Genomic DNA, 25479 nt, shown 5'->3' on the forward strand with positions numbered 1-25479 from the left:
AAACACCGACCTTGACCGACAACAATTCCGCCCAGGTGGAGATCCCCAGCGACCTGCGTGCCCTCCGTCTCCCGGAGCTCCAGCGCATCGCCTCCTCGCTCGGCATCACCGGGCTCTCCAAGCTCCGCAAGGGCGACCTGATCGCCTCCATCGAGGACAAGCGTCCCGTCGACGAGACGCCGGCCGCCCCGGCCGCCGCCGTCGTCGCCGAGACCCCCGCCGAGCCGGCCGCCACCGAGCAGCCGACCCTGTCGGAGCCCGCCGAGACCCCCGCGCAGCCGGCTGCCGAGGCGCCCGTCGCCGACTCCGAGGCACCCGCCGAGTCAGCAGCCCCGAGCCGTGCCCGTCGTTCGCGCCGCGCGTCGTCCGGTGGCACCGTGAACGCTGCGCCCACCTCGGCCGCCGAGCACACCAACCACGGCCAGACCGGCACCGAGGACCTCCTTGCCGGGCTCGACCAGGTCCGCGCCGAGAAGGACGCCCAGGAGGCCGCGCAGTCCGGCTCGCAGCGCCGTGGCCGTGGCCAGCGGAACGCCGAGCAGCGTGGCACCGACCAGCGTGGCACCGAGCAGGGCCAGCAGGCGTCGACGCCCGCCGAGGCCGAGCAGCCGAGCCAGGCGGGCCAGCAGGGCCAGCAGGCCCCGACGTCCGCCGTGCAGGCCGACCAGGACCAGAACGAGTCCGGCGACCAGAACGACCAGGGCGACCAGAACTCCGAGCAGGGCGAGGGCGGCTCGCGTCGCGGTCGTCGCAGCCGTGGTCGCGGTCGTGGCCGTGGGCAGAACGCCGAGAACGGCGAGCAGCAGAACGGCGCCGACCAGCAGAGCGGCGGCCAGAACGGCGGCCAGAACGCCGGCCAGCAGAAGCAGAACGGCGCCGACCAGCAGAACCAGCCGAAGCAGAACGGCGGCGAGCAGCAGAACGGCCAGCAGAACGGCCAGCAGAACGGCGGCCAGAAGCAGAACGACCAGCCGAAGCAGGCCGAGGCCAAGCAGGACGACAAGGCCGACCAGAAGCAGCAGCAGAACGCCGGTCAGCAGAAGCAGCAGACCAGCGGTCAGCAGAAGCAGCAGCAGCAACAGCACGCCGACGAGGCCGAGAGCGGCCGCAGCCGTCGCCAGCGCGACCGCAAGCGCGGCCGTGGCGGCCAGAACGACGACTTCGAGCCCGAGGTCACCGAGGACGACGTCCTGATCCCGATCGCGGGCATCCTCGACGTCCTCGACAACTACGCGTTCGTCCGCACCACCGGTTACCTGCCGGGCCCGAGCGACGTCTACGTCTCCCTCGGCCAGGTGAAGAAGTACCACCTGCGCAAGGGCGACGCCGTCGTCGGTTCGATCAAGCAGCCGCGTGACGGCGAGCAGCAGAGCCGCCAGAAGTACAACGCGCTCGTCGCCGTCGAGTCGATCAACGGCCAGTCCGCCGACGAGGCCGCGGCCCGCGTCGACTTCAACGACCTCACCCCGCTGTACCCGAACGAGCGCCTGCGCCTCGAGACGGAGCCGGGCAAGCTGTCGACCCGCATCATCGACCTCGTGTCGCCGATCGGCAAGGGCCAGCGCGGTCTCATCGTGTCCCCGCCGAAGGCCGGCAAGACCGTCGTGCTGCAGGCCATCGCGAACGCCGTCGCCAAGAACAACCCCGAGGCGCACCTGATGGTCGTCCTCGTCGACGAGCGGCCCGAAGAGGTCACCGACATGCAGCGCACGGTGAAGGGCGAGGTCATCGCCTCGACCTTCGACCGTCCCGCCGAGGACCACACCACCGTCGCCGAGCTCGCCATCGAGCGTGCGAAGCGCCTGGTGGAGCTGGGCCACGACGTCGTGCTGCTGCTCGACTCGATCACCCGTCTGGGCCGTGCGTACAACCTGTCGACCCCGCCGTCGGGCCGCGTGCTGTCCGGTGGCGTCGACTCGGCGGCGCTGTACCCGCCGAAGCGCTTCTTCGGTGCCGCGCGCAACATCGAGGACGGCGGCTCGCTGACCATCCTCGCGACCGCGCTCGTCGAGACCGGCTCCAAGATGGACGAGGTCATCTTCGAGGAGTTCAAGGGCACCGGCAACATGGAGCTCCGCCTGAACCGTCACCTCGCCGACAAGCGGATCTTCCCCGCCGTCGACGTGAACGCCTCGGGCACCCGTCGCGAGGAGCAGCTGCTCTCCGCCGACGAGGTCAAGATCACCTGGCGTCTGCGCCGGGCCCTCGCCGGGCTCGACCCGCAGCAGGCCCTCGAGATCGTGCTGCGGAACCTCAAGGAGACGCAGTCGAACGTCGAGTTCCTGGTGCAGGTGCAGAAGTCGGTCCCCACGACCGGCGCCCACCACAACGGTCACCAGGAGTAACGCGTGTTCGAGTCGGTGGCAGGGCTGCTGGCGGAACACGAGGACCTGACGCAGCAGCTGTCGGACCCCGCGCTCCACGCCGATGCGGCCCGGGCGAAGAAGGTGAACCGGCGGTACGCCGAGCTCAACCAGATCAAGTCCGCGTACGAGGCCTGGCAGGCGGCGGGGGACGACCTCGCCGCCGCCCAGGAGCTCGCGCGTGAGGACTCGGCGTTCGCGGACGAGGTCCCCGGGCTCGAGGAGCAGCTGTCGGAACGCCAGGAGCGTCTCCGCCGGCTGCTGATCCCGCGTGACCCCGACGACGGCCGTGACGTGATCATGGAGATCAAGGGCGGGGAAGGCGGCGAGGAATCGGCGCTGTTCGCGGCCGATCTGCTGCGCATGTACTCGCACTACGCCGAGACCAAGGGCTGGAAGGTCGAGCTCCTCGAGCGCACCGAGTCCGACCTGGGTGGCTACAAGGACGTCCAGGTCGCGATCAAGTCGAACACGACCGATCCGTCCCAGGGCGTCTGGGCCCACCTGAAGTACGAGGGCGGTGTGCACCGCGTCCAGCGTGTGCCGCAGACCGAGTCGCAGGGGCGCATCCACACCTCGACCACCGGCGTGCTGGTGTTCCCCGAGGTGGACGAGCCCGAAGAGGTCCAGATCAACCAGAACGACCTCAAGATCGACGTTTACCGGTCCTCCGGCCCGGGCGGACAGTCCGTCAACACGACGGACTCCGCGGTCCGCATCACCCACCTGCCCACGGGCATCACGGTGGCGATGCAGAACGAGAAGTCGCAGCTGCAGAACCGCGAGGCCGGCATGCGCGTGCTCCGCGCACGCATCCTCGCGCGCCAGCAGGAGGAGCTCGACGCGATCGCCTCGGACGCGCGAAAGTCGCAGATCCGCGGGATGGACCGTTCGGAGCGCATCCGCACGTACAACTTCCCGGAGAACCGGATCGCGGACCACCGCACCGGCTACAAGGCGTACGACCTCGACCGCGTGATGAACGGAGCCCTCGAGCCCGTCATCCAGTCCGCCATCCAGGCGGACGAAGAGGCACGTCTGGCCGCCATCGGCGACCAGGACGCGTAACCGCACACCCAGCCTGGAGGCCCGGATCACCGCCGACACGCCCCTCACGTACGCCGCGGATCGCCTGCTCGAGCAGGCGACCGCGGCGCTCGTCGCCGTCGGCGTCCCCACGCCCCGGGTCGACGCCGAGCTGCTGCTCGCGTGGGCGACCGACACCTCGCGCGGTGCCGTCCAGGCCCGTGCGCTCATCGGTGGCGGCATCGCGCCGGAGCACGTCGAGCGCTTCCGGCACGCCGTCGCCCGCCGGGCCACCCGTGAGCCGCTCCAGCACATCACCGGGCAGGCGTACTTCCGCGCGCTCACCCTGGCCGTCGGACCGGGCGTGTTCGTACCCCGTCCGGAGACCGAGGGTGTCGTGCAGTTCGGCATCGACGCGCTGCGGGCGACCGCGGTCCCCGAGCCGATCGCCGTGGACCTGGGCTCCGGCAGCGGTGCGATCGCGATCGCGATGGACACCGAGGTGCCGAACGCCGTGGTCTACGCCGTCGAGCGGTCAGCAGAGGCCCTGCCCTGGACCCGGCGCAACGTCGACGCCCACGGCGGGACGGTCCGACTCGTCGAGGGCGACCTCGCCGACGCACTGCCGGAACTCGACGGCACGGTGTCCGTCGTCGTGTCGAACCCGCCGTACGTGCCGGACGACGCGATCCCGATCGACCCCGAGGTCCGCGACCACGACCCGGCGATGGCGCTCTACGGCGGGCCGGACGGCCTCGACGCCGTCCGGGCACTCGCCGAGACCGCCTGGCGGTTGCTGGTGCCCGGGGGAGTCCTGGTCGTCGAGCACGCCGAGCCGCAGGGCGCCGGCGTCCGCCAGGTCCTGGCGCGCCGGGGGTTCCGCACCCCGGAGACGCACGTCGACCTGACGGGGCGCGACCGCACGACCACCGCGACGCGCTGAGCGTGGGGCGGGCCTCCCGTCGCTCGGCCGTGCGTACGTGTGCCGGGTGGATCCGCGCGTGCCGGGTGGATCCGGGCGTACCTGGTGGGATCGGGCGTACCGGGCTGTTCGAGAAGGCCAGGTATGCCCGTTCTTGCTTTCCAGCGCGACCGCGATGGGAAGGAGCGGGCGTGGCGGGCGTGGGGCGGGCCTCCCGTCGCTCGGCCGTGCGTGCGTGTGCCGGGGGGATCCGGGCGTACCGGGCGGGATCGGGCGTACCGGGCTGTTCGGAATGACCAGGTGTGCCCGTTCTTGCTTTCCAGCGCGACCGCGCTGGGAAGGAACGGGCGTGGCGGGCGCGGGGCGGGCCTCCCGTCGCTCGCCCGCGCGTGCATGTGCCGGGTGGATCCGGGCGTACCTGGTGGGATCGGGAGTACCGGGTCGTACGGGATGACCAGGTATGCCCGTTCTTGCTTTCCAGCGCGACCGCGATGGGAAGGAACGGGCGTGGCGGGCTACGCGACGGGGGAGGCCTCGCGCTGCTGTGCCGCGACGAAGGCGCGGACGTGCTCGCGCAGGTCGGTGTCGTGCTCGACCAGGACCGCGTGGATGCCGACGCTCCGGGCACCCGCCACGTTCTCGGGCATGTCGTCGGCGAAGAACGTGCGCTCCGCGGGGACCCCGTGGTGCGCGACCGCACGCTGGAAGACCTCGGGCTCGGGCTTCCGGGCACCGAAGTTGCTCGACGTGTCCAGGTGCTCGCCGAAGACCTCGGGCAGGGACGGTGCCCACTCGTGGATCCAGCGGCCGGCGAGCGGACCGTTGTTCGTGAGCAGCCCGACACGCCCGTGCTCGCTCGCGATCCGGACCGCCTCGATGCGTTCCGGCAGCTCGGTCATGGCCGCGCCGCGGATCCGGGCCCATTCGGCCTCGGGGACGTCGCACTCCATCGCACGCTCGAACGCGGCCAGGTACTCGTCGCCGTCGGCGAACCCACCGGCCTCGGCACGCATCTCGTGGCCGCAGTCCCACCAGCGGCGACGGAGCTCCTGGAACTCGTGTCCGGTGAACTCGGAGAGTGCGGCCATGCGCACCTGCCAGTCGTACCGGACCAGGACGTCGTCCATGTCGAAGAGGAACAGGAGCGGGGGTGCGGGCGTCTCGTTCACGATGTCCACCATTCTGTCGCACTATCATCGTCGAGTCATGGCATCCCGATACGACTGCACCGACTCCGACGGGCTCCTGACCGGGATGCGGCTCGCACGTGCCGCCCTCGGACGCGGAGAGCTCGTCGTGGTCCCCACCGACACCGTCTACGGCCTCGCCGCGGACGCCTTCAGCGCGACGGCCGTGCAGCGGCTGCTCGACGCGAAGGGCCGCACGCGGCAGTCGCCGCCGCCCGTGCTCATCCCCGGTCCGCCCACGCTCGACGCCCTCGCCAGCGAGGTCCCGCAGCCGGTGCGCGACCTGGTGGCCGAGTTCTGGCCGGGCGGGCTGACCGTCATCCTGCACGCACAGCCGTCGCTCGACTGGGACCTCGGCGAGACGCGTGGCACGGTCGCGCTGCGGATGCCGGACTCGCGGATCGCCCTCGAGCTGTTGCAGGAGGTCGGGCCCCTCGCGGTCTCGTCCGCGAACTCCACGGGCGACCCGGCCGCGATGGACGCCGACGACGCCGAGCGCATGCTCGGTGACAGCGTCGCGATCTACCTGGACGGCGGACCCGTCGAGGTGCACGACGGCTTCGAGGCCAGCACCGGGTCGACCATCGTCGACGCCACCGGGCTGTCGGACGGCGGCGGGCTCCGCATCGTCCGGCACGGGGTGATCCCCGACGAGGAGATCATCCGGGTCGTCGGAGCCGACCTCGTCACATGAAGTACTACCTGCTCGCCGGGGCCATCGCCGCGGTCGTGAGCTTCGTGATGAGCCTGATCGTCTGGAAGCTCGGGCTGAAGTACAAGTGGTACCCGCAGGTCCGCGAGCGGGACGTGCACCGCACCCCGACGCCGCGGCTCGGCGGCATCGCGATGTACATCGGCGTCATCGTCTCGCTGCTCGCGGCCTGGTTCCTGTTCCCGTCGATAGCGGGGACCGACTACTTCCGGCTCGTGTTCTCCGAACCCGGCCGCGTGCTCGCGGTGCTCGGGGGAGCGACCATCATCGTGGTCCTCGGCGTCGCGGACGACATCTGGGACCTCGACTGGATGACGAAGCTCGCCGGGCAGATCATCGCGGCGGGCATCCTCGCCTGGCAGGGCGTCGCGATCGTCTCGCTGCCCATCGGCAACACGCTGGGCGTCGGCTCGTCGTACATGAGCCTGATCTTCACCGTGCTGGCGGTGGTGCTCGTGATGAACGCGGTGAACTTCATCGACGGGCTCGACGGCCTGGTGGCCGGCGTCGCGATCATCGCCGGCGGGGTCTTCTTCCTCTACACGTTCTTCATCAACCGCGTGGTCGTGCAGACCGAGTTCTTCTTCAACCTGCCGTCGCTGCTCACCGCGGTGCTCGTCGGGGCCTGCTTCGGCTTCCTCATCCTGAACTGGCACCCCGCCAAGCTCTTCATGGGTGACGCCGGCGCGCTGCTCGTCGGGTTCCTGATGGCCACGAGCGCGGTGTCGGTCACGGGCAACATCGACCCGGCGGCGGTGCAGACACGCCAGGCGCTGCTGCCGGCGTTCATCCCGATCCTGCTGCCGTTCGCGATCCTGATCGTGCCGATCCTGGACTTCGGTCTCGCGGTCACCCGACGGCTCAGCGCGGGCAAGTCGCCGTTCTCGGCCGACCGGAAGCACCTGCACCACCGCCTGCTCGACATGGGGCACTCGCACTTCCACGCGGTGCTGATCTTCTACGCGTGGACCGCGACCGTCGCCTTCGGGTGCCTGCTGTTCCTCTTCGTGGACTGGTACTGGGTCGTCGTCTTCGTGTCCGTCGGCTTCACCGTCTGCGCCGTCGCGACGTTCGCGCCGCTCGGCCGGAAACGCACCGAGATCGCCGCCCAGACCGCCAACCGTTCCGCCGCCGTGGTAGACGCCAGCCTCGACCCGCTCGACCGGGCCGCCAACGACCGCACGATCCCTGGAGACATCACGTGACCGCACCGAACGCGCTCGACCACGTCCGGCCGGTGTTCCGCCGCATCATCACCTGGGGAGCGGTCCTCGCCGTCGCCCTCGCGGTGGTCGGCGGGCTCATCGGGTTCCTCGTCGCGGACGGCCCCGGACTGGTCGGGGGACTGCTCGGCGCGGTGCTGAGCGTCGTGTTCCTCGGGCTCACCGCGGTCAGTGTCCTCGTCGCGCTGCGCGTCTCGAAGGGCCAGATGATCTCCGGTGCCTTCTTCGGCATCGTGATGGGGACCTGGCTGCTCAAGTTCATCGTCTTCATCGTGCTGCTGGTCCTGCTCAAGGACCGCGACTGGGTCGACTTCCCGGTGCTGGCGATCGTGATCATCGCGGGGGTCGTCGGCTCCCTGGTGATCGACGTCGTCGCCGTCGCGAAGGCCCGCATCCCGATCGGCGTCCGGCTGCCAGGAGACGGCCTCGACGACTCCGCGGACCCTGGGAACCCGGCCCCCCGCATCTGAGAAGCCGGGAAGCCTCTCGCACCTGATAGGCTTCTCGGAGTCCGCTACCGGAGCCTTTCGCTCGGGGCGGGCGAGCCTCCACAACGTCCACCATCGCGTGCCATGATGTGCGCGCGCCGACACAGGAGACAGCGCTGCTATCCCACGCTCTTCCCCTGTCCCTCTCCGCTGCGGTTGACACCGTCGCGGCGGGGAGCAGCAAGGCCGCCGAGTTCCATGGTCCGTCGATCAACGAGTTCTTCCCGGATGCGATCTTCTTCGCCGGGACGCCGTTCGAGATCGATCGGGTCGTCCTCATCCGCTTCTTCGCCGTCGCCGTGCTCCTGGTGTTCGCGTTCGTGGGTACCCGTGCACTGAAGCTCGTGCCGAACCGCGGTCAGGCGTTCATCGAGTACGCGTTCGACGTCGTCCGTCGCAACACCTTCGACAACCTCGGAGAGAAGGACGGCAAGCGTTTCCTGCCGCTCCTGGCGACGATCTTCTTCGGCGTGCTGTTCATGAACCTGACCGGTCTGATCCCGGGCATGAACCTCGCCGGCACCAGCCGCATCGCGATGCCGATGATCCTGGCGATCGTCGCGTACCTCGCCTTCATCTACGCCGGTCTCCGCAAGCACCCGGGCACGTTCCTCAAGAACTCGCTCTTCCCGCCCGGGGTTCCGTGGCCGCTGTACATCATCGTGACGCCGATCGAGCTCGTCTCCACCTTCGTGCTCCGTCCCGTCACCCTGACGCTGCGACTCCTGATGAACATGGTCGTGGGGCACCTGCTCCTCGTGCTGTTCTTCTCGGCCACGCAGTTCTTCTTCTTCGACGCTTCGCTCGGCTTCAAGGCCTTCGGCGTCGGGACCATCGCGTTCGGCATCGCGTTCAGCTTCTTCGAGGTCCTCGTCGCGCTGCTGCAGGCCTACGTCTTCATGCTCCTCACCGCCGTCTACATCCAGCTGGCGCTGGCCGACGAGCACTGATTCCTCACTGACCCCCTACGGGACCGGCGACCGTCGGACCCGCACCTCGAAAGGAAAACACGTGGACGCAACGACCGTTCTCGCGGAGATCAACGGCAACATCGCGACGGTTGGCTACGGCCTCGCAGCGATCGGCCCGGCCATCGGTGTCGGCATCGTCGTCGGTAAGACGATCGAGTCCGTCGCTCGCCAGCCCGAGCTCCAGGGCCGCCTGACGACCCTCATGTACATCGGTATCGCCTTCACCGAGGCCCTGGCCTTCATCGGTATCGCCACGTACTTCATCTTCACCAACTAAGGTTCCTCGATGCAGAACGCACTCATCATCGCGGCGGAGGAAGCGCACAATCCGCTGATCCCGCCGGTGTACGACATCGTGTGGTCGGCGCTCGCCTTCGTCATCATCTTCCTGGTGATGTGGCGTGTCGTCACGCCGCGCATCACGAAGATGCTCGATGAGCGCACCGAGGCCATCGAGGGCGGCATCAAGAAGGCCGAGGCCGCTCAGGAGCAGGCTGCCGCTGCGCTCGACGAGTACAACAAGCAGCTCGCCGATGCACGCGCCGAGGCATCGCGCATCCGTGAGCAGGCCCGCGCCGACGCCACGGCGATCGGCAACGAGGTCCGCGAGCAGGCGGCCGCCGATGCAGCACGCATCACGGCCAACGCCCAGGCGCAGATCGAGGCCGAGCGCCAGAGCGCCGTCCAGGCACTCCGGTCCGAAGTGGGCACCCTCGCGCTGGACCTCGCGTCCGGTGTGATCGGTGAGTCCCTCAAGGACGACGCCAAGTCGACCGCAGTGGTCGACCGCTTCCTCGCCGACCTCGAGGCCTCGCAGGCCACGAAGACGGGGGAGCACTGAGCATGCGCAGCGCTACCAGAGAAGCACTCGCGTCCACCAGGGCGGTGCTGTCGGACCTCGGTCCGAGCGCCGGCCTGGCCGCGGGTGCCGAGATCCTCACCTCCGGGCGTGCGATCGCCGGTGCGCCGCAGCTGCTCGGGCTGCTGTCCGACCCCACGGCCGACGCGGCCGGCAAGAAGGTCCTCATCGACCGTGTCTTCGCCGGACAGTCGGACGCGACGCGTGCGGTCCTGACCGCGGTGGCCGGCTCGCGCTGGTCCTCGCAGCAGGACCTGCTCGCGGGCATCGAGGACGCGGGCATCCGCGCCGTCGCTGCCACCGCGGGTCCGGACTCGTCGATCGAGTCGGAGCTGTTCGCCTTCGAGACCGCGGTCCGCTCGGACGCCGGCCTCGAGCTGGCGCTCGGCACCAAGCTCGGCAGCCCCGAGCAGAAGGGCGCGCTCGTCGAGCGGCTCCTCGGTGCCAAGGCATCGGAGCAGACGATCACGATCGTGTCGGCCCTGGTGCAGCAGCCCCGCGGCCGCCGCATCGGTGAGATCGTCCGCGACGCCTCGCGCATCGTGGCCGAGCAGGCCGGCAAGCTCGTCGCGACCGTCGTCACGGCGACGCCACTGACCCCCGCCCAGTCGGCCCGCGTCACGCGCGGTCTGTCCGAGCGGTACGGCAAGGACATCAGCATCAACCAGGTCGTCGACCCCACGGTCGTCGGCGGGGTCCGGGTGCAGATCGGCGGCGACGTCATCGACGGCACCGTGTCCACGCGACTCTCGGAGCTCCGGCTCCAGCTCGCCGGCTAGGCGTACGGTCGAAGCCGCTCCTCCCCAAGTCCACAACGGGAACTGCCGAGTCCGGCAGCGTCACCCTCTCGGAGCCGAAGGGCCCCGGAAAACCACAAGGAAAATCCCATGGCAGACATCACCATCAGCCCCGATGAGATCCGTGATGCCCTGAAGGACTTCGTCTCGAACTACGAGCCGACGAAGGCCTCCACGGCCGAGGTCGGGCACGTCACCGACGCCGGTGACGGCATCGCCCACGTCGAGGGTCTCCCCGGCGTCATGGCGAACGAGCTCATCCGCTTCCAGGACGGCACGCTCGGCCTGGCGCAGAACCTCGACGAAGACGAGATCGGCGCCATCGTGCTCGGCGAGTTCGGCGGCATCGAGGAGGGCATGGAGGTCACCCGCACGGGTGAGGTCCTCTCCGCCCCCGTCGGCGACGCCTTCCTCGGTCGCGTTGTCGACCCGCTCGGCGCGCCGATCGACGGTCTCGGCGAGATCGCCGCAGAGGGCCGTCGTGCCCTCGAGCTCCAGGCCCCCGGCGTCATGGCCCGCAAGTCGGTCCACCAGCCCCTGCAGACCGGCATCAAGGCCATCGACGCGATGATCCCCGTCGGCCGTGGTCAGCGTCAGCTGATCATCGGCGACCGCCAGACCGGCAAGACGGCCATCGCGATCGACACGATCATCAACCAGAAGGCCAACTGGGAGTCCGGCGACGAGGAGAAGCAGGTCCGCTGCATCTACGTCGCCATCGGCCAGAAGGGCTCCACGATCGCCTCCGTCAAGGGTGCGCTCGAGGACGCCGGTGCGATGGAGTACACGACCATCGTCGCCGCCCCGGCTTCCGACCCGGCCGGCTTCAAGTACCTCGCCCCGTACACCGGTTCGGCCATCGGCCAGCACTGGATGTACCAGGGCAAGCACGTCCTCATCATCTTCGATGACCTGTCGAAGCAGGCCGAGGCCTACCGTGCGGTGTCGCTCCTCCTCCGTCGTCCGCCGGGCCGCGAGGCCTACCCGGGTGACGTCTTCTACCTGCACTCCCGTCTGCTGGAGCGTTGCGCGAAGCTGTCCGACGAGCTCGGCGCCGGTTCGATGACGGGCCTCCCGATCATCGAGACCAAGGCGAACGACGTCTCGGCGTACATCCCGACCAACGTCATCTCCATCACCGACGGCCAGATCTTCCTGCAGTCGGACCTCTTCAACGCGAACCAGCGTCCGGCCGTGGACGTGGGCATCTCGGTGTCCCGCGTCGGTGGTGACGCCCAGGTGAAGTCGATCAAGAAGGTCTCCGGCACGCTGAAGCTCGAGCTGGCGCAGTACCGCTCGCTCGAGGCGTTCGCGATGTTCGCGTCCGACCTCGACCAGGCGTCGCGTCGTCAGCTGGAGCGCGGTGCGCGTCTGACCGAGCTCCTCAAGCAGCCGCAGTACTCGCCGTACCCGGTCGAGGAGCAGGTCGTCTCGATCTGGGCGGGCACGAACGGCAAGCTCGACACCGTCCCGGTGCCGGACGTGCTCCGCTTCGAGTCCGAACTGCTCGACCACCTGCGTCGCAACTCCGACGTCCTCACGACCCTGCGCGAGACGAACCAGCTCAGCGACGAGACCGTCGCCGAGATGGACAAGCAGATCGACGAGTTCACGAAGAGCTTCCAGACGAGCGACGGCAAGACCCTCGGCTCCGAGCAGTTCGACGCGGCTGACGCCGAGGACGTCGACCAGGAGCAGATCGTCAAGGGTCGTCGCTAGATGGCAGCGCAGGTCCGGGTCTACCGCCAGCGGATCAAGTCGGCGAAGACCACGAAGAAGGTCACCCGCGCCATGGAGCTGATCTCGGCGTCGCGGATCCAGAAGGCGCAGGCCCGCATGGCTGCGTCCGGTCCGTACTCGCGGGCCGTCACGCGTGCGGTGTCGGCCGTGGCGACGTTCTCGAACGTCGACCACGTGCTGACCACCGAGCCGGAGTCGTCGACCCGTGCAGCCGTCGTGCTCTTCACCTCGGACCGCGGCCTGAACGGCGCGTTCAGCACGAACGTCCTCAAGCAGGGCGAGGAGCTCGCCTCCCTGCTCCGCAGCGAGGGCAAGGACGTCGTCTACTACCTGGTCGGCCGCAAGTCCGTCGGGTACTTCGCGTTCCGTGAGCGTCCGTCCGAGCAGCAGTGGGTCGGCAACACCGACCAGCCGGAGTTCTCGACGGCCAAGGAGATCGGCGACGCCGTCGTGGCGAAGTTCCTCCAGGACACCGCTGACGGCGGCGTGGACGAGATCCACATCGTGTTCAACCGGTTCATCAGCCTGGCGACCCAGGAGCCGCAGGTCGTTCGCCTGCTGCCCCTCGAGGTCGTCGAGGGCATCGACGAGCCCGAGGGCAACGAGCCCCTGCCGCTCTACGAGTTCGAGCCGGACGCCGATGCGGTGCTCGACTCGCTGCTCCCGGTCTACATCGAGAGCCGCATCTTCAACGCCATGCTGCAGTCGGCTGCTTCCGAGCACGCCGCGCGTCAGAAGGCGATGAAGGCGGCCAGCGACAACGCCGACTCGCTGATCCGTGACTTCACCCGACTCGCGAACAACGCGCGTCAGGCGGAGATCACCCAGCAGATCTCCGAGATCGTCGGCGGCGCCGACGCCCTCTCGTCGAAGAAGAAGTAGTCCGCGTCGTTCGCGGACAGATACCCACCCTCAGGAAGGCACCAGCCATGACCGACACCGCAACCACCGCGGTCGAGACGTCGTCGGCGCCCGGTGTCGGCCGGATCGCCCGTGTCACGGGCCCCGTCGTCGACATCGAGTTCCCCCACGACGCAATCCCGGAGATGTACAACCTCCTGTTCACGACCATCACCATCGGTGACTCGTCGCAGGAGATCGGCCTCGAGGTCGCGCAGCACCTCGGCGACGACCTCGTCCGTGCCATCTCCCTGAAGCCGACCGACGGCCTGGTCCGTGGCCAGGAGGTCCGTGACTCGGGCGCTCCGATCTCGGTCCCCGTCGGCGACGTCACCAAGGGCAAGGTCTTCGACGTCCTCGGCAACGTGCTCAACACGGACGAGAAGCTCGAGATCACCGAGCGCTGGCCGATCCACCGCAAGGCCCCGGCCTTCGACCAGCTCGAGTCCAAGACCTCGATGTTCGAGACCGGCATCAAGTCCATCGACCTGCTCACCCCGTACGTGCAGGGTGGCAAGATCGGCCTCTTCGGTGGTGCGGGCGTCGGCAAGACCGTCCTCATCCAGGAGATGATCCAGCGCGTCGCGCAGGACCACGGCGGTGTGTCGGTGTTCGCCGGTGTCGGTGAGCGCACCCGTGAGGGCAACGACCTCATCGGTGAGATGGAAGAGGCGGGTGTCTTCGACAAGACGGCCCTCGTGTTCGGCCAGATGGACGAGCCGCCGGGAACGCGTCTCCGCGTGGCCCTGTCGGCGCTGACGATGGCGGAGTACTTCCGCGATGTCCAGAAGCAGGACGTGCTCCTCTTCATCGACAACATCTTCCGCTTCACGCAGGCCGGCTCCGAGGTCTCGACGCTGCTCGGCCGCATGCCGTCCGCTGTGGGCTACCAGCCCAACCTCGCCGACGAGATGGGTGTGCTCCAGGAGCGCATCACCTCGACGCGTGGTCACTCGATCACCTCGCTGCAGGCGATCTACGTGCCGGCTGACGACTACACCGACCCGGCTCCGGCCACCACGTTCGCGCACCTCGACGCGACGACCGAGCTCTCCCGTGAGATCGCGTCGCAGGGTCTGTACCCCGCGATCGACCCGCTGGCGTCGACGTCGCGCATCATGGACCCGCGCTACCTGGGTGCCGACCACTACGAGACGGCCACGCGCGTCAAGCAGATCCTCCAGAAGAACAAGGAACTGCAGGAGATCATCGCCATCCTCGGTGTCGACGAGCTCTCCGAAGAGGACAAGATCACGGTCGAGCGCGCTCGTCGTATCCAGCAGTTCCTCTCGCAGAACACCTACATGGCGAAGAAGTTCACGGGCGTCGAGGGCTCCACGGTGCCGCTCAAGGACACCATCGAGTCCTTCCGCGCCATCGCCGACGGTGAGTTCGACCACGTTGCGACCCAGGCGTTCTTCAACGTCGGTGGCATCAACGACGTGGAAGAGAAGTGGGCTCAGATCCAGAAGGAGAACCGCTGACATGGCGGGTCTCAGCGTGAGCGTCGTCTCGGCCGACCGTGAGGTCTGGTCGGGCGACACCACCATGGTCGTCGCACGGACGACAGAGGGCCAGATCGGCATCCTCGCCGGACACGAGCCGATGCTCGCGATCCTGGCGCAGGGTCAGGTCCGCATCACGCGGGCCGATGGGTCGACCGTCGCGGTCGACGCCGAGGACGGCTTCCTGTCGGTCGAGCACGACACGGTGACGATCGTCGCGCGGCAGGCCGCGCTGGCGTCCTGACCGGACTGACCGTCCTGCTCCCGCCTTCGGAGACGAAGCGGGAGGGCGGGGACACGAGCCGCACGCTCGATCTGCGTGCACTCTCGTTCCCGGAACTGGCCGATGAGCGGGCCGCGGTGATCACCGCGGCCCGCTTCGTCAGTTCCGAGGAGTCCTCGGCCAGGACGGCGCTGAAGCTCGGTCCGAAGTCGATCGCCGAGCGGCTCCGGAACCTCGAGCTCGACACCTCGGGCACGATGCCCGCGATCGAGCGGTACACGGGGGTCCTCTACGACCCCCTGGGCGCGCAGGACGCGGACGCGGCGACCCGTGCGTGGTGGGCGGAGCACGTGATCGTGCAGTCCGCGATGTTCGGCCCGATCGGTGCCGGTGACCCGATCCCGGCCTACCGGCTGTCGCACGACTCGCGGCTCGGGTCGATCCGACTGGCAGCGCACTGGCCCGCGGTGTCGACCCGTTCCCTGCTGACCCGTGCGGACGGCCTGGTGCTCGACCTTCGATCCGAGGGGTACCGGCAGCTCGGTCCCGTGTCCGGAGCGGTGGCACCACGGGTGGTGAGCGTCGACGGCTCCGGTCGTCGTCGTGCACTGAACCACTGGAACAAGACCGCGAAGGGCCGCCTGGTGGCGTTGCTCGCCCGCACCGGTGCGAGCATCGGCAGCATGGACGACCTGGTCGGCTGGGCGGCCGCGAACGGCGTGGCCGTCGAACGCAACGAGGGCGGCTGGGACCTGGTCGCCGAGAGCCTGGAGCCCGTCGCCGCCTGAGCGGCTTCCGCCGACTCGTCCTCCACAGGCGTGGGCGGGGCCGCTCCGGTCCACAGATGGCCGGGGCGCCCCTGCCTGGAGGCCCGCAGCACGCTTCGATGGCGTGCATGATCCCCCTCACGGCACAGTCCGGCCCCGGCTCCGCAGTGCGTTTCCCTCGCGAGATCGCCGCGGCGGTCACCCTCCCAGCCGCAGCGGCCGCGCTCGTCGCGCCCGGCCGCGCGGAACTGTCGAAGGCCGCTGCGACGGCCGTGGTGACGGCGTGCGGCGCACTCGCGCCCCGCATGGCCCTGGTGCCGTTCATCGCGGCGCAGGGCACTCCGGACCCCCGGTCGATCCGGGTGTTCGACCCCTTCGCCGACCCGACCCCGCCGGCGCTCCACGGTTTCGGCCCGGCTCCCGATCGGGGCCGCGTGCGGCTCGCCGGTGACCGGTGCGCCGACGCGTGGCGGGTGTGGCGGGCGCAGGACGGCCCGTTCGACGGATCGTCGGGTGCCGCCGGTGCCCTGTCGCTCGGAGCCTGGTGTGCGTGGGCGCTCGGGTCGTGGGCACGGGCGGAGACGCGTGCCCGGTACGCCCTCGAGACCCGCGCGGACGATCCGCTCGCGGGGCTCGTCCTGCGCTCGGTCGTCGCGGGCAGCGGCCCGTCGTGGGAGCGTCGATGACGTGGGGTCGACCGGATCGTCTACGGTGGGGGAGACCACACTGGGAGGGCTCCGGTTGCGCGACGACGACATCGAGGACACCGTCATCCGGCGACCCCGACGATCGGCGGCGGGCGACCGGACGGCGGACGCCGTCGACGACACCGTCATCCGCGGCTCAGGTCCCGTCGTCCCCGGCGCCGGTCCGGACTCCGACCCCGGATCCGACGACGGGGTCCTCGGTGACACGGTCATCCGGCCCGCGCTCGGCGCACCCGGCCCGCCACCGACAGCGGGGGACGACGTCGATCCGGAGGACACCGTCGTCCGGGTGCCGGCGCGACCCGGCGCCGGAGCGAGCCCGTTCGTGGGTGCTGCCCCGGGCCTCCCGGCCGTCCCGTCGGTACCCGCCGCACCCGCGGCACGCGTGCCCTCGATCCGCATCGACGGCCGCACCTTCCGGCTCGACCACCCGGTGGTCATCGGCCGCCGGCCGTCGCTGCCCCGGGTCACCCGTGGTCCGCAGCCCGAACTCGCGACCGTGCGGTCCGCGTCCGGGCAGGTGTCGTCGTCCCACGTCCGGATCCACGCCGAGGGCGAAGCCGTCGTCGTGCAGGACCTCCGGTCGACGAACGGCACCGTCGTCCGCCCGGCCGGTGCGCCCGCCTACCGCATGGCGTCGGGTGCGTCGATCGTCGCGCTGACGGGTACGGTAGTCGAGATCGGTGACGGCAACGCCATCGAGGTCCTCTCGCCGTACCTCCGGGTCGCACCGACGGCAGAGGGGCTGCCTCCGGTTCCCCCGTGGCCCTCCGATCAGACAGCACACGGCACGCCCCGACCCACCAGAGAGCGATCCTGAAACGTGACCGAACTCGGCCGAGCAGCCACTGCGCACGCCATCGACGTCCCCGGTGCCGACGGCGCCACCCTGACGCTCTCGTGGGGAGCCGCGACCGACGTCGGTCGACGGCGTGACCACAACGAGGACAGCTACATCGTGGGGGCGCCGTTCTTCGTCGTCGCCGACGGCATGGGCGGACACCTCGCGGGCGACCGCGCCAGCGACGCGGTCGTGCGTCGGCTCGAACAGGTGACGGCCGAGCCGTTCACCACGCGCCAGGGCATCCAGCGCGCACTGCTCCTCGCGACCGCCGACATCGAGCGTGCAGCCGGCGGCAACGCCATCGGCGCGGGCACCACCGTCACCGGGATCGCGCTCGTGGCGTCGCTCGGGCAGCCCGCGGCGCTCGTGTTCAACGTCGGTGACTCCCGCACCTACCGCATCGAGGACGGCGTGCTCCGCCGCGTCACCGTCGACCACTCGGTGGTGCAGGAGATGGTCGACGCCGGCCTGCTGCGCGCCGAGGACGCCGAGCAGCACCCGGACAGCAACGTCATCACGCGTGCGGTCGGCTTCGGCGAACCGCCGGCGCCGGACTGGTGGACCCTGCCCCTACGGGCCGGCGATCGCTACATCGTGTGCTCCGACGGGCTGACCAAGGAGCTCGGCGACGCCGGGATCGCGCGCATCGCGGCACGTGAGCCAGGCGCGCAGGACCTGGCGGAACGCCTGGTGGGCGACGCCGTCGTGGCCGGCGGTCGTGACAACGTCACCGTGGTGGTGCTGCAGGTCGATGCCGCACCGGACGATGGCGACCTCGAGGACACGCTGCCGCGGCACTAGCTGGCCCCCGAACTGGGGGAACACGTCGAGCTGTGGGGGATCGACGTGCGGAATGTCCGTCACCCACGCTTCGTACAATGACATGGCCACGTCGAGAGAGCTGGCCGCTCGGCCGGGGGAGGAGAGGACCATGGCGAGACGCCTGCCGTCCACCCCGCCCGTGATCGGCGGTTTCAGTCCCGTCCACGTCCTCGGGTCCGGTGGCTTCGCCGACGTCTTCCTCTACGAGCAGGACATGCCCCGACGACAGGTCGCGGTGAAGGTGCTGCTGGACGAGGTCGTCGACGACCGCGTCCGGCAGATGTTCCAGGCCGAGGCCAACCTGATGGCCCGGCTCAGCACGCACCCGTCGATCCTCACCGTCTTCCAGGCCAGCGTCGCGGCTGACGGCCGTCCCTACCTGGTCATGGAGCTCTGCTCCTCGTCCCTCAGCGAACGGTACCGTCGCGAACCGATCCCCGTGTCCGAGGTGCTGTCGATCGGCATCCGCATCGGGTCGGCGCTCGAGACCGCACACCGTGAGGGCGTGCTGCACCGCGACATCAAGCCGTCGAACATCCTGCTGACGGCCTACGGCAATCCCGTGCTCTCCGACTTCGGCATCGCCGCGACGATCGGGGGCACCGACCCGGACGAGCCGATCGGCATGTCGATCCCGTGGTCTGCGCCCGAGGTCCTGATCGACGAGTCGCGCGGCACGATCCAGTCCGAGGTGTACTCCCTCGCGGCGACGGTGTACTCGCTCCTCGCCGGGCGCAGCCCGTTCGAGGTCCGCGGCGGCAAGAACGGCGCGAACGACCTGATGCACCGGATCGACAAGGGCGGCGTGAAGCCCACTGGTCGCACCGACGTGCCGCCCTCGCTGGAGCGCCTGCTCGCCTCGGCGCTGTCCCGCAAGCCGCAGGGACGCCCCGCGACGGTGATCGAACTCGTGCGCGGGTTCCAGCAGGTCGAGGCTGAACTCGGCATCCCGCAGACGACCGCCGACGTCGCGGTCGAGGCCTGGGCGATCTCGACGCCGACCCCGCACGGTGACCGCACCGTGATCCGTGAGCTGCAGCCACCCACCCGGGTCGGCGGGCGTCGTCGCACCCGCCGCGCGGTGCAGGGCGGGGTCGTGGCCGGCGGTTCGCACAGCGTCGGCACCGTGCACCGCACCGGGTCCGTGACCCGTTCCCGGCGCCGGACCCGTTCGACCCTGGTGTGGGCGACGTCCCTCGCCGTCGTCGTGGTCGCCGCCCTCGCGATCGCCACGGTCGTCGTCGTCGGTCGGCTCGGCGCCGGGGCCATCCCGGTCGTGGCCGAGGTCCGTGCCGAGCCGTCGCCGCAGTCCGTGTCCTTCAGCTGGACCGACCCCGGGCTGCGCAGCGGCGACACGTACGTCATCTCGTCCAACGGGTCCTCGAGCCAGCAGACCGGCACGACGTTCGTCGTCTCCGGTGAACGTGGCGACGAGGAGTGCATCGCCGTCGCGGTGAACCGCGACGGCAGGACAGGTGCTGCGAGCGCGCAGAAGTGCGCGACGATCGGGAGCGCCGGGTGATCCGCGCCCTCCTCGCGAAGCACCGCTCCGCTGCCGTGACCACGGGTGCCTCGGTGCTCGTCGCCGCCGTCGTCGCGACCACGGCGATCGTCTCCACCGGGTACCACACGCAACGCGTCGACCTCGGCGACGGCACCGTCTGGGTGCCCTCGGCCGAGTACGGCGCGGTCGGCCGGGCGAACACCGGCATCCTGCAGCTCAACACCGCGGTCGAGACGGCCAGCGACGACCTGTCGGTGCTGCAGCGCGGCTCCACCGTCTACAGCGTCGACGAGACCAAGGGCACGGTCGCCCGGGTCGACGTCGCCGACGCCACCGTGGGTGATGCGATCACGCTGCCGGCGGGGACGCCGCAGGTCTTCTTCGCGGGCGACACCGCGGTCATCGGCAACGCGGACACGGGCGAACTCTGGGCGACCCCCACGAGCGACCTCGGCGAGTTCGACGCGTCGGCCAAGGCCGACCTGACCCTGGGCGCCGACACCGTCTTCGACGCCTCCGACGGCCACGTCGCGGTCTACTCCGCGAAGACCGGGACGGCGTCGCTGGTCGACGTCGGCGCGACACTCACCGTCTCCGAACGGTGGAAGGTCGACATGGACCGGGGCGACGACTTCCAGGTCGCCACGTTCGACGGGCACCTCGCCGTGCTCGACCGCACGAGCGGTGCCCTGTCGGTCGACGGCCGCACGGTCGAGCTCGGCGACCGGGTGGGGTCGTCGCCGGCCCTCCAGCGGTCCTCCGACAGCACGGCCGAGGTCACGGTCGCGGGCACGGCGGGCCTGGTCCGCGTCAGCGCCTCCGGCACCGTGGACGCCACCGCGCTCCAGGTGTCCGGGCGACCCGCGCGGCCCTACGTCGACGGGTCCTGCACGTACGCGGCGTGGGCGGGCGGACAGGCGATCGACACGTGTGACGGCAGCGCGTTGCAGCGCCTGGCGAGCACCGGCGGCGCGAGCGAACTGCAGATCCTGCACAACGGCGACACCGTCGTCGCCAACGACCCGACGAGCGGCCGTTCCTGGGCGATCGACCGGAGTGGCCAGCTCATCGACAACTGGGCCGACCTGATCAAGCAGGACGACGAGCAGCAGCAGGAGCAGGTCTCCGACGACGACCCCGAGGTCGACAAGGACCAGAAGCCGCCGGTGGCGGTGGACGACGAACTGGGCGCTCGTCCGGGACGCACCACGAGCCTCCCGGTCCTGCTGAACGACTACGACCCGAACGGTGACCCGATCATCGTGAGCGAGGTCGGCACCATCTCGAAGGCCGCCGGCCGCGTCGCGATCGTCGGCGACGGCCAACGTCTGCAGGTCACGCTGTCGTCGCGCGCCTCCGGGACCGTGACGTTCCCGTACACGATCACCGACGGCAACGGCGGATCGGACACAGCGACCGTCCGGATCAGCGTGCGCCCCGACAGTCAGAACGAGGCGCCGCGGCAGGTCCGTGACACCTCGGCTGACGTCGTCCAGAACGGGCACGTCGTCTCGGACGTCCTCGGCGACTGGGTCGACCCGGACGGCGACCCGGTGTACCTGGAGTCGGCGACCGCGTCGAACGGCGACCGGGTGTCCACCACACCGGACGGCCTGCTCGACTTCCGGAACGACAGCGGCCGGACCGGTGAGCGGTCGGTGCAGCTGGTCGTGAGCGACGGACGCGCCGACGGCCGGGGTGCCGTGACGGTGCGCGTGGCCAAGCAGGGCACCGTCCCGCTGCGTGCCGATCCGTTCCCCGTGTCCGGGTACGCCGGCAAGGCCTTCACGGTCGAGCCGCTCGACCACGTCCGTGGTGGCAACGGCACCGTGACGCTGACGAGCGTGTCGTCGGCGTCCGGGCTCACCGTCACCCCGAGCTACGACGCCGGGACCTTCCGGGTGCAGGGGGAGCGGGCGGGCGACCACCAGCTCGAGTACACGGTGACCGACGGCGTGAAGACGTCGAGCGGGATCGTCCGCGTGACCGTCCTCGCGCCACCGGACGCCTCGACGGCGCCGATCACCACGCCGAAGACGGTGTTCGTCAACACGCTGTCCACCAAGGACACGGACGTGACCGCCACCGACATCGACCCGGCGGGCGGCGTGCTGCTCGTGACGGCGCTCGACGGACCCGCGCGGGGCAGCGGCGTGCAGGCGAGCATCCTCGACCAGCACACGGTCCGTGTGACGCTCACGGCGCCGCTCGACGGTCCGGTGTCGTTCGGGTACACGGAGACGAACGGGTTGGCGTCGTCCCCGGGCACGATCACCGTCGTCGAGATCCCGAAGCCCGACCGCATCCAGCCTCCGGTCGCCCAGCCGGACACCGCCACCGTGCGCGTCGGCGACGTCGCGAACATCGACGTGCTCGGCAACGACACCCAGCCCGAGGGCGAACCGTTGACGCTCCAGCCCGAGCTGGTGCAGAACGTGCCGGGCGACGGCGGCCTGCTGTTCGTCTCCGGTGACCACCTGCGCTACCTCGCCCCGAAGACGCCGGGCAACTACACCGCCGTCTACCGGGTCGCCGGCCCGGACGGCCAGTACGCCGATGCCGCCGTGTCGATCTCGGTGCGCGAGCGTGACGCCGCGACCAACAACCCACCGGTCCCGCAGACCGTCACCGCGCGCGTGGTCGCCGGGTCGTCGGTGCGGATCAGCGTGCCGTTGAACGGGATCGACCCGGACGGCGACTCCGTCCAGCTCGTCGGCGTGGGCTCCAACCCCGACAAGGGATCGGTCGCCGACGTGGCCTCGGACGCACTGACCTACGAGGCCGGCGACTACTCGGCAGGTACCGACGAGTTCACCTACACGGTCGTGGACGCCCTCGGTGCCCGTGCGACCGGCACCGTGCGGGTGGGCATCGCACCCCGCGCCGAGCAGGCCTCGAACCCCGTGGCCGAGGCCGACCACGTCACGATCCGTCCCGGTGGGTCGGTGACGGTGCGTGTCCTGCAGAACGACTCCGACCCCGAGGGTGGGCAGCTGACCGTCGCGCAGGCCCAGCCGACGGCCGAGGACGTCTCCGCGAAGATCCTCCGGAAGCAGCAGATCCGCGTCACGCCGCCGAAGTCGGCGAAGCGTGGTGACTTCGCGGTGCTCTACACCGTCGCGAACAGCAGCGGGGGATCGAGCACGGCGTTCCTCACGGTGACCGTCGACCCGGACGCCCAGCCCCTCCGGCCCGAGGTCGACGACACGACCCTCGACCTGCAGGACATCCTGCGCCGGCAGAGCGTGACCGTCGACGTGCTCGACAACGTCTTCTTCGCCGAGGGCACCGCGGCCGACCTCCGGGTCGGGGTCGTCCCCGGCTACGGCGACACGGCGACGCCCACCGACGACGGCCGCATCACCGTTCGGTTGACCGACGATTCGCAGGTGATCCCGTTCTCGGTCGCCCGGCTCGACCACCCGGACATCGTCTCCTACGGCTTCATCAACGTGCCGGGCTTCGACGACGCCCTGCCCCAGATCAACCGCAGCGCCGGCGCGGTCACGGTGAAGAGCGAGGCCACGGTTCGCATCCCGCTGCAGGACTTCGTCGTGACGGCGAACGGCCAGACCGCGAAGATCACCGACCGCGGCACGGTCAAGGCCACCCACGCGAACGGGCAGACCCTGGTGGTCGACTCGTCGACGCTGCAGTTCACGTCGTCGAAGCTCTACTACGGCAAGGCGTCGATCTCGTTCGAGGTCACCGACGGGTCGTCGGCGAACGGCGGCAAGGGCCGCGTCGCCACCCTCGTGCTCCCGATCACGGTCACGCCCCGGTCGAACCAGCCGCCGGCGTTCGCGGGCTCCTCGATCGAGATGCAGCCGGGCGAGACGCGGAAGATCGACCTGACGAAGCTCACCGACTACCCGTACCCGAAGGACCTGCCGGAGCTCCGGTACTCGATCGTCGGCCGGCCCGCCGCCGGGACGACCGCGTCGATCGCGAAGCAGCAGCTCACCATCTCGCTTGCTGACACCGCGAAGAAGAACACCACCGCGTCGATCGGGATCGGTGTCGCGGACGACGCGAACGCCGGTCGCGCCGGCACAGTCACCGTCGGCGTCGTCGCCTCCACCCGGCCGGTGGTCCAGCCGGGCGCCGACCGCTCGGTGACGAAGCGCGGGGCGACCACCACCATCGACGTCCTGACGAACGACCAGCCGACCAACCCGTTCCCGGGCGAGCGGCTGCGCGTCGTGAACATCCGCGGTCTGTCCGGCGGACTCCCGAAGGGTGTCACCGTCACACCGAGCGGTGATCGCTCGCGTCTGCAGGTTGCGGTCGCCGGAACCGCGAAGCCCGGCGACGCGCACCTGCAGTACCAGGTGGCGGACGCCACGAACGACCCCGCCCGGTACGTCTGGGGCGACGTCACGATCTCGGTGCAGGACGTTCCGGACGCGCCGGGTGCGCCCACCCGGACCGGCTCCTACGACGGTGGCCAGGCCACGCTGACGTGGGCGACCCCGCAGGGCAACAACTCGCCCATCACGGGCTACCGCGTCGTCGGGACCAACGGCGTCTCGAAGAACTGCGGGACCGCGACGGTGTGCACGGTCACCGGCCTCGACCCGAAGGAGTCCTACCGGTTCCAGGTCGTGGCGACCAACGCGATCGGTGACTCGAAGCCCTCGGCCCGCTCGGGTCCGATGAGTGCGGACTTCGTGCCGGCACCGCCGAAGGGCATCACGGTCACGCCCAGCAAGTCGACGCCGAACCAGCTCGACGTCAAGTGGGGCAAGGTGTCCGCGCCGAACAACGGCAGCGCGGTCGACAACTACGTCGTGACGATCGAGGGTCCGGGGTTGTCCGACACGCGCAACACCGGCACCGCCACGAGCACCTCGTTCACTGGAGCCCAGAGTGCCGCCCAGTACACGGTCACCGTGTCGGCCCGCAACGCCGCCGACCGCAACGGCACCGTCGTGCAGTGGAACTCCGCGTCCGCCACCGGGAGCGCGGTCGGGACGCCGGGCAAGCCGACGAACCTCCAGGCGGTCGCCGGAGACCAGGCGGATTCGTCGGGTCGCTCGACCGTGACCGTGAGCTGGAGCGCCGGCGACTCCGCTGGCGGTTCCGGTCTCCGGTACGCCGTGTTCCGATCCGGCAACGTGGACTGCGCAGCTGCCTCCTCGAACTCGATCGGCAGCTCGAGCCCGGCGCGTGACTCGGGCGTCGGTGGCGGCTCGACGCGGTACGCCGTCACCGTCTCCAACGGCTTCTTCTGCAACGTCGAGTACGTCGACGCCGTGACCTACGAGCGTCCGTCGGGGACGAACCGGCCGGACGTGGGGACGATCCAGACGAGCACCAACCTCTGGAACGTCTCCGTGACGGCACCGTCGCGGAGCGTGGACCACTACCAGCTCGACACCGGCGGACAGACGGTCAGGCTGCAGCCGGGTCAGACGTGGGCGGGCGTTCCCGGGACCGGCGGTCGCAACGTCTCCTCGCAGCTGGTCCTCCGCGCGTGCGGCGGACCGGGGAGCACGTTCTGCACGACGGACGACCAGTCCTGGACCGGTGCCGCCGCCGCCTTCGACACCCGCGTGGCCGTGACCGCGGCGCAGCAGGGCCAGCCGCTCGTGGTCTCGGGTCCCACCGGTGGGACGGTCCGGTTCACCGCTGACTGGTTCCTCGACGAGGGCGGCAACGTGTTCCGCGGCACCGACAGCTGGAACGCGGGGGAGACCGCTCCGACCCCTCCGGTCGGTGCCAGCTCCGTCAAGGTCCGCGCGGCCGTCAGGACAGCTGACGGGTCCGATCTTTCGCAGGAAGGTGAGCCCACCGAGGCCTTCCTGGTTGCCGACGCGCCTGCTCCCGAACAGCCCGCCCCGGAACCAGCCCCCGGCGGCTGACCCCCGCCGCCCGGACCCGCCCACGCCGCCCTCCGCCACGACCGAAGGACCACCC

At 70.2% G+C, this 25479-nt stretch carries 21 protein-coding genes; 20 read left to right on the forward strand and 1 reads right to left on the reverse strand.

Features of this window, described 5'->3' with window-relative positions:
* Positions 1 to 11 precede the first annotated feature (11 nt).
* From rho to prmC, 3 genes are read left to right on the forward strand one after another with little or no spacing between them, the layout of a single operon-like run.
* Complete coding sequence (gene rho, locus DEI85_RS07110) at positions 12 to 2345, forward strand: transcription termination factor Rho (protein ID WP_111124232.1); 2334 nt, start codon at positions 12 to 14, stop codon at positions 2343 to 2345.
* A gap of 3 nt (positions 2346 to 2348) precedes the next feature.
* Positions 2349 to 3431, forward strand: a complete 1083-nt coding sequence (gene prfA, locus DEI85_RS07115; protein ID WP_110859015.1) for a peptide chain release factor 1 — start codon at positions 2349 to 2351, stop codon at positions 3429 to 3431.
* 25 nt (positions 3432 to 3456) lie between these two features.
* Positions 3457 to 4332, forward strand: coding sequence for a peptide chain release factor N(5)-glutamine methyltransferase (prmC, locus tag DEI85_RS07120; protein ID WP_111024548.1), 876 nt, complete (start codon positions 3457 to 3459; stop codon positions 4330 to 4332).
* 494 nt (positions 4333 to 4826) lie between these two features.
* Here prmC and DEI85_RS07125 read toward each other — a convergent pair whose 3' ends face one another.
* Positions 4827 to 5480, reverse strand: a complete 654-nt coding sequence (locus DEI85_RS07125; RefSeq protein ID WP_181419980.1) for an HAD family hydrolase — start codon at positions 5478 to 5480, stop codon at positions 4827 to 4829.
* 37 nt (positions 5481 to 5517) lie between these two features.
* On the opposite strand from DEI85_RS07125, the gene DEI85_RS07130 reads away from it, so the two are divergent.
* From DEI85_RS07130 to DEI85_RS07210, 17 genes are all read left to right on the forward strand, one after another.
* Entirely contained in the window at positions 5518 to 6192 is a 675-nt protein-coding gene (locus DEI85_RS07130) for an L-threonylcarbamoyladenylate synthase (RefSeq protein ID WP_111124233.1), read from the forward strand.
* Complete coding sequence (locus tag DEI85_RS07135) at positions 6189 to 7415, forward strand: MraY family glycosyltransferase (RefSeq protein WP_027465783.1); 1227 nt, start codon at positions 6189 to 6191, stop codon at positions 7413 to 7415. The genes DEI85_RS07130 and DEI85_RS07135 overlap by 4 nt, the downstream gene beginning before the upstream one ends.
* Positions 7412 to 7903, forward strand: a complete 492-nt coding sequence (locus tag DEI85_RS07140) for a Cg1360 family ATP-synthase-associated protein (RefSeq protein ID WP_258369795.1) — start codon at positions 7412 to 7414, stop codon at positions 7901 to 7903. Before DEI85_RS07135 ends, DEI85_RS07140 begins: the two co-directional genes overlap by 4 nt.
* Positions 7904 to 8010: 107 nt before the next feature.
* Positions 8011 to 8871, forward strand: a complete 861-nt coding sequence (gene atpB, locus DEI85_RS07145) for a F0F1 ATP synthase subunit A (RefSeq protein ID WP_027465782.1) — start codon at positions 8011 to 8013, stop codon at positions 8869 to 8871.
* A 61-nt stretch (positions 8872 to 8932) separates the two neighbouring features.
* A complete protein-coding gene (atpE, locus tag DEI85_RS07150; protein ID WP_027465781.1) occupies positions 8933 to 9169 on the forward strand; it encodes an ATP synthase F0 subunit C in 237 nt (78 codons plus the stop codon).
* Between the two features lie 9 nt (positions 9170 to 9178).
* The gene (locus DEI85_RS07155) at positions 9179 to 9733 is read left to right on the forward strand and encodes a F0F1 ATP synthase subunit B (RefSeq protein ID WP_110859012.1); all 555 of its coding nucleotides are present in this window, start codon (positions 9179 to 9181) and stop codon (positions 9731 to 9733) included.
* 2 nt (positions 9734 to 9735) lie between these two features.
* Positions 9736 to 10530 carry a F0F1 ATP synthase subunit delta gene (locus DEI85_RS07160; RefSeq protein WP_111124234.1) on the forward strand — a complete coding sequence of 265 codons (795 nt, stop codon included), beginning with the start codon at positions 9736 to 9738 and terminating at the stop codon, positions 10528 to 10530.
* Between the two features lie 108 nt (positions 10531 to 10638).
* A complete protein-coding gene (atpA, locus tag DEI85_RS07165) occupies positions 10639 to 12267 on the forward strand; it encodes a F0F1 ATP synthase subunit alpha (RefSeq protein WP_110859011.1) in 1629 nt (542 codons plus the stop codon).
* Positions 12268 to 13170, forward strand: a complete 903-nt coding sequence (locus tag DEI85_RS07170; RefSeq protein WP_027465777.1) for a F0F1 ATP synthase subunit gamma — start codon at positions 12268 to 12270, stop codon at positions 13168 to 13170.
* Between the two features lie 47 nt (positions 13171 to 13217).
* Positions 13218 to 14672 (forward strand): F0F1 ATP synthase subunit beta, encoded by a 1455-nt coding sequence (gene atpD / locus DEI85_RS07175; protein WP_017885744.1) that lies wholly within the window; start codon positions 13218 to 13220, stop codon positions 14670 to 14672.
* A gap of 1 nt (position 14673) precedes the next feature.
* Positions 14674 to 14937 (forward strand): F0F1 ATP synthase subunit epsilon, encoded by a 264-nt coding sequence (locus DEI85_RS07180; protein WP_027465776.1) that lies wholly within the window; start codon positions 14674 to 14676, stop codon positions 14935 to 14937.
* 14 nt (positions 14938 to 14951) lie between these two features.
* Positions 14952 to 15704 carry a YaaA family protein gene (locus DEI85_RS07185; RefSeq protein ID WP_258376405.1) on the forward strand — a complete coding sequence of 251 codons (753 nt, stop codon included), beginning with the start codon at positions 14952 to 14954 and terminating at the stop codon, positions 15702 to 15704.
* 107 nt (positions 15705 to 15811) lie between these two features.
* Positions 15812 to 16369, forward strand: a complete 558-nt coding sequence (locus DEI85_RS07190; protein ID WP_111124235.1) for a hypothetical protein — start codon at positions 15812 to 15814, stop codon at positions 16367 to 16369.
* A gap of 55 nt (positions 16370 to 16424) precedes the next feature.
* Positions 16425 to 17210, forward strand: coding sequence for an FHA domain-containing protein (locus DEI85_RS07195; protein WP_258376404.1), 786 nt, complete (start codon positions 16425 to 16427; stop codon positions 17208 to 17210).
* Between the two features lie 3 nt (positions 17211 to 17213).
* Positions 17214 to 18035, forward strand: a complete 822-nt coding sequence (locus tag DEI85_RS07200; protein ID WP_017885739.1) for a PP2C family protein-serine/threonine phosphatase — start codon at positions 17214 to 17216, stop codon at positions 18033 to 18035.
* 130 nt (positions 18036 to 18165) lie between these two features.
* Positions 18166 to 19578 carry a serine/threonine-protein kinase gene (locus DEI85_RS07205; RefSeq protein ID WP_111124236.1) on the forward strand — a complete coding sequence of 471 codons (1413 nt, stop codon included), beginning with the start codon at positions 18166 to 18168 and terminating at the stop codon, positions 19576 to 19578.
* Positions 19575 to 25424 carry an Ig-like domain-containing protein gene (locus tag DEI85_RS07210; RefSeq protein WP_284183497.1) on the forward strand — a complete coding sequence of 1950 codons (5850 nt, stop codon included), beginning with the start codon at positions 19575 to 19577 and terminating at the stop codon, positions 25422 to 25424. The genes DEI85_RS07205 and DEI85_RS07210 overlap by 4 nt, the downstream gene beginning before the upstream one ends.
* The last annotated feature ends 55 nt before the right edge of the window (positions 25425 to 25479 follow it).

The sequence above is a fragment of the Curtobacterium sp. MCBD17_026 genome, assembly GCF_003234895.2.
Lineage (GTDB): Bacteria > Actinomycetota > Actinomycetes > Actinomycetales > Microbacteriaceae > Curtobacterium > Curtobacterium flaccumfaciens.

Excerpts from the sequence above, each read along its gene's own strand:
- DEI85_RS07130 (WP_111124233.1), top strand. The coding sequence starts at position 5,518 with ATGGCATCCCGATACGACTGCACCGACTCCGACGGGCTCCTGACCGGG.
- DEI85_RS07135 (WP_027465783.1), top strand. The coding sequence starts at position 6,189 with ATGAAGTACTACCTGCTCGCCGGGGCCATCGCCGCGGTCGTGAGCTTC.
- DEI85_RS07155 (WP_110859012.1), top strand. The coding sequence starts at position 9,179 with ATGCAGAACGCACTCATCATCGCGGCGGAGGAAGCGCACAATCCGCTG.
- DEI85_RS07160 (WP_111124234.1), top strand. The coding sequence starts at position 9,736 with ATGCGCAGCGCTACCAGAGAAGCACTCGCGTCCACCAGGGCGGTGCTG.
- atpA (WP_110859011.1), top strand. The coding sequence starts at position 10,639 with ATGGCAGACATCACCATCAGCCCCGATGAGATCCGTGATGCCCTGAAG.
- DEI85_RS07170 (WP_027465777.1), top strand. The coding sequence starts at position 12,268 with ATGGCAGCGCAGGTCCGGGTCTACCGCCAGCGGATCAAGTCGGCGAAG.
- atpD (WP_017885744.1), top strand. The coding sequence starts at position 13,218 with ATGACCGACACCGCAACCACCGCGGTCGAGACGTCGTCGGCGCCCGGT.
- DEI85_RS07180 (WP_027465776.1), top strand. The coding sequence starts at position 14,674 with ATGGCGGGTCTCAGCGTGAGCGTCGTCTCGGCCGACCGTGAGGTCTGG.
- DEI85_RS07190 (WP_111124235.1), top strand. The coding sequence starts at position 15,812 with ATGATCCCCCTCACGGCACAGTCCGGCCCCGGCTCCGCAGTGCGTTTC.
- DEI85_RS07205 (WP_111124236.1), top strand. The coding sequence starts at position 18,166 with ATGGCGAGACGCCTGCCGTCCACCCCGCCCGTGATCGGCGGTTTCAGT.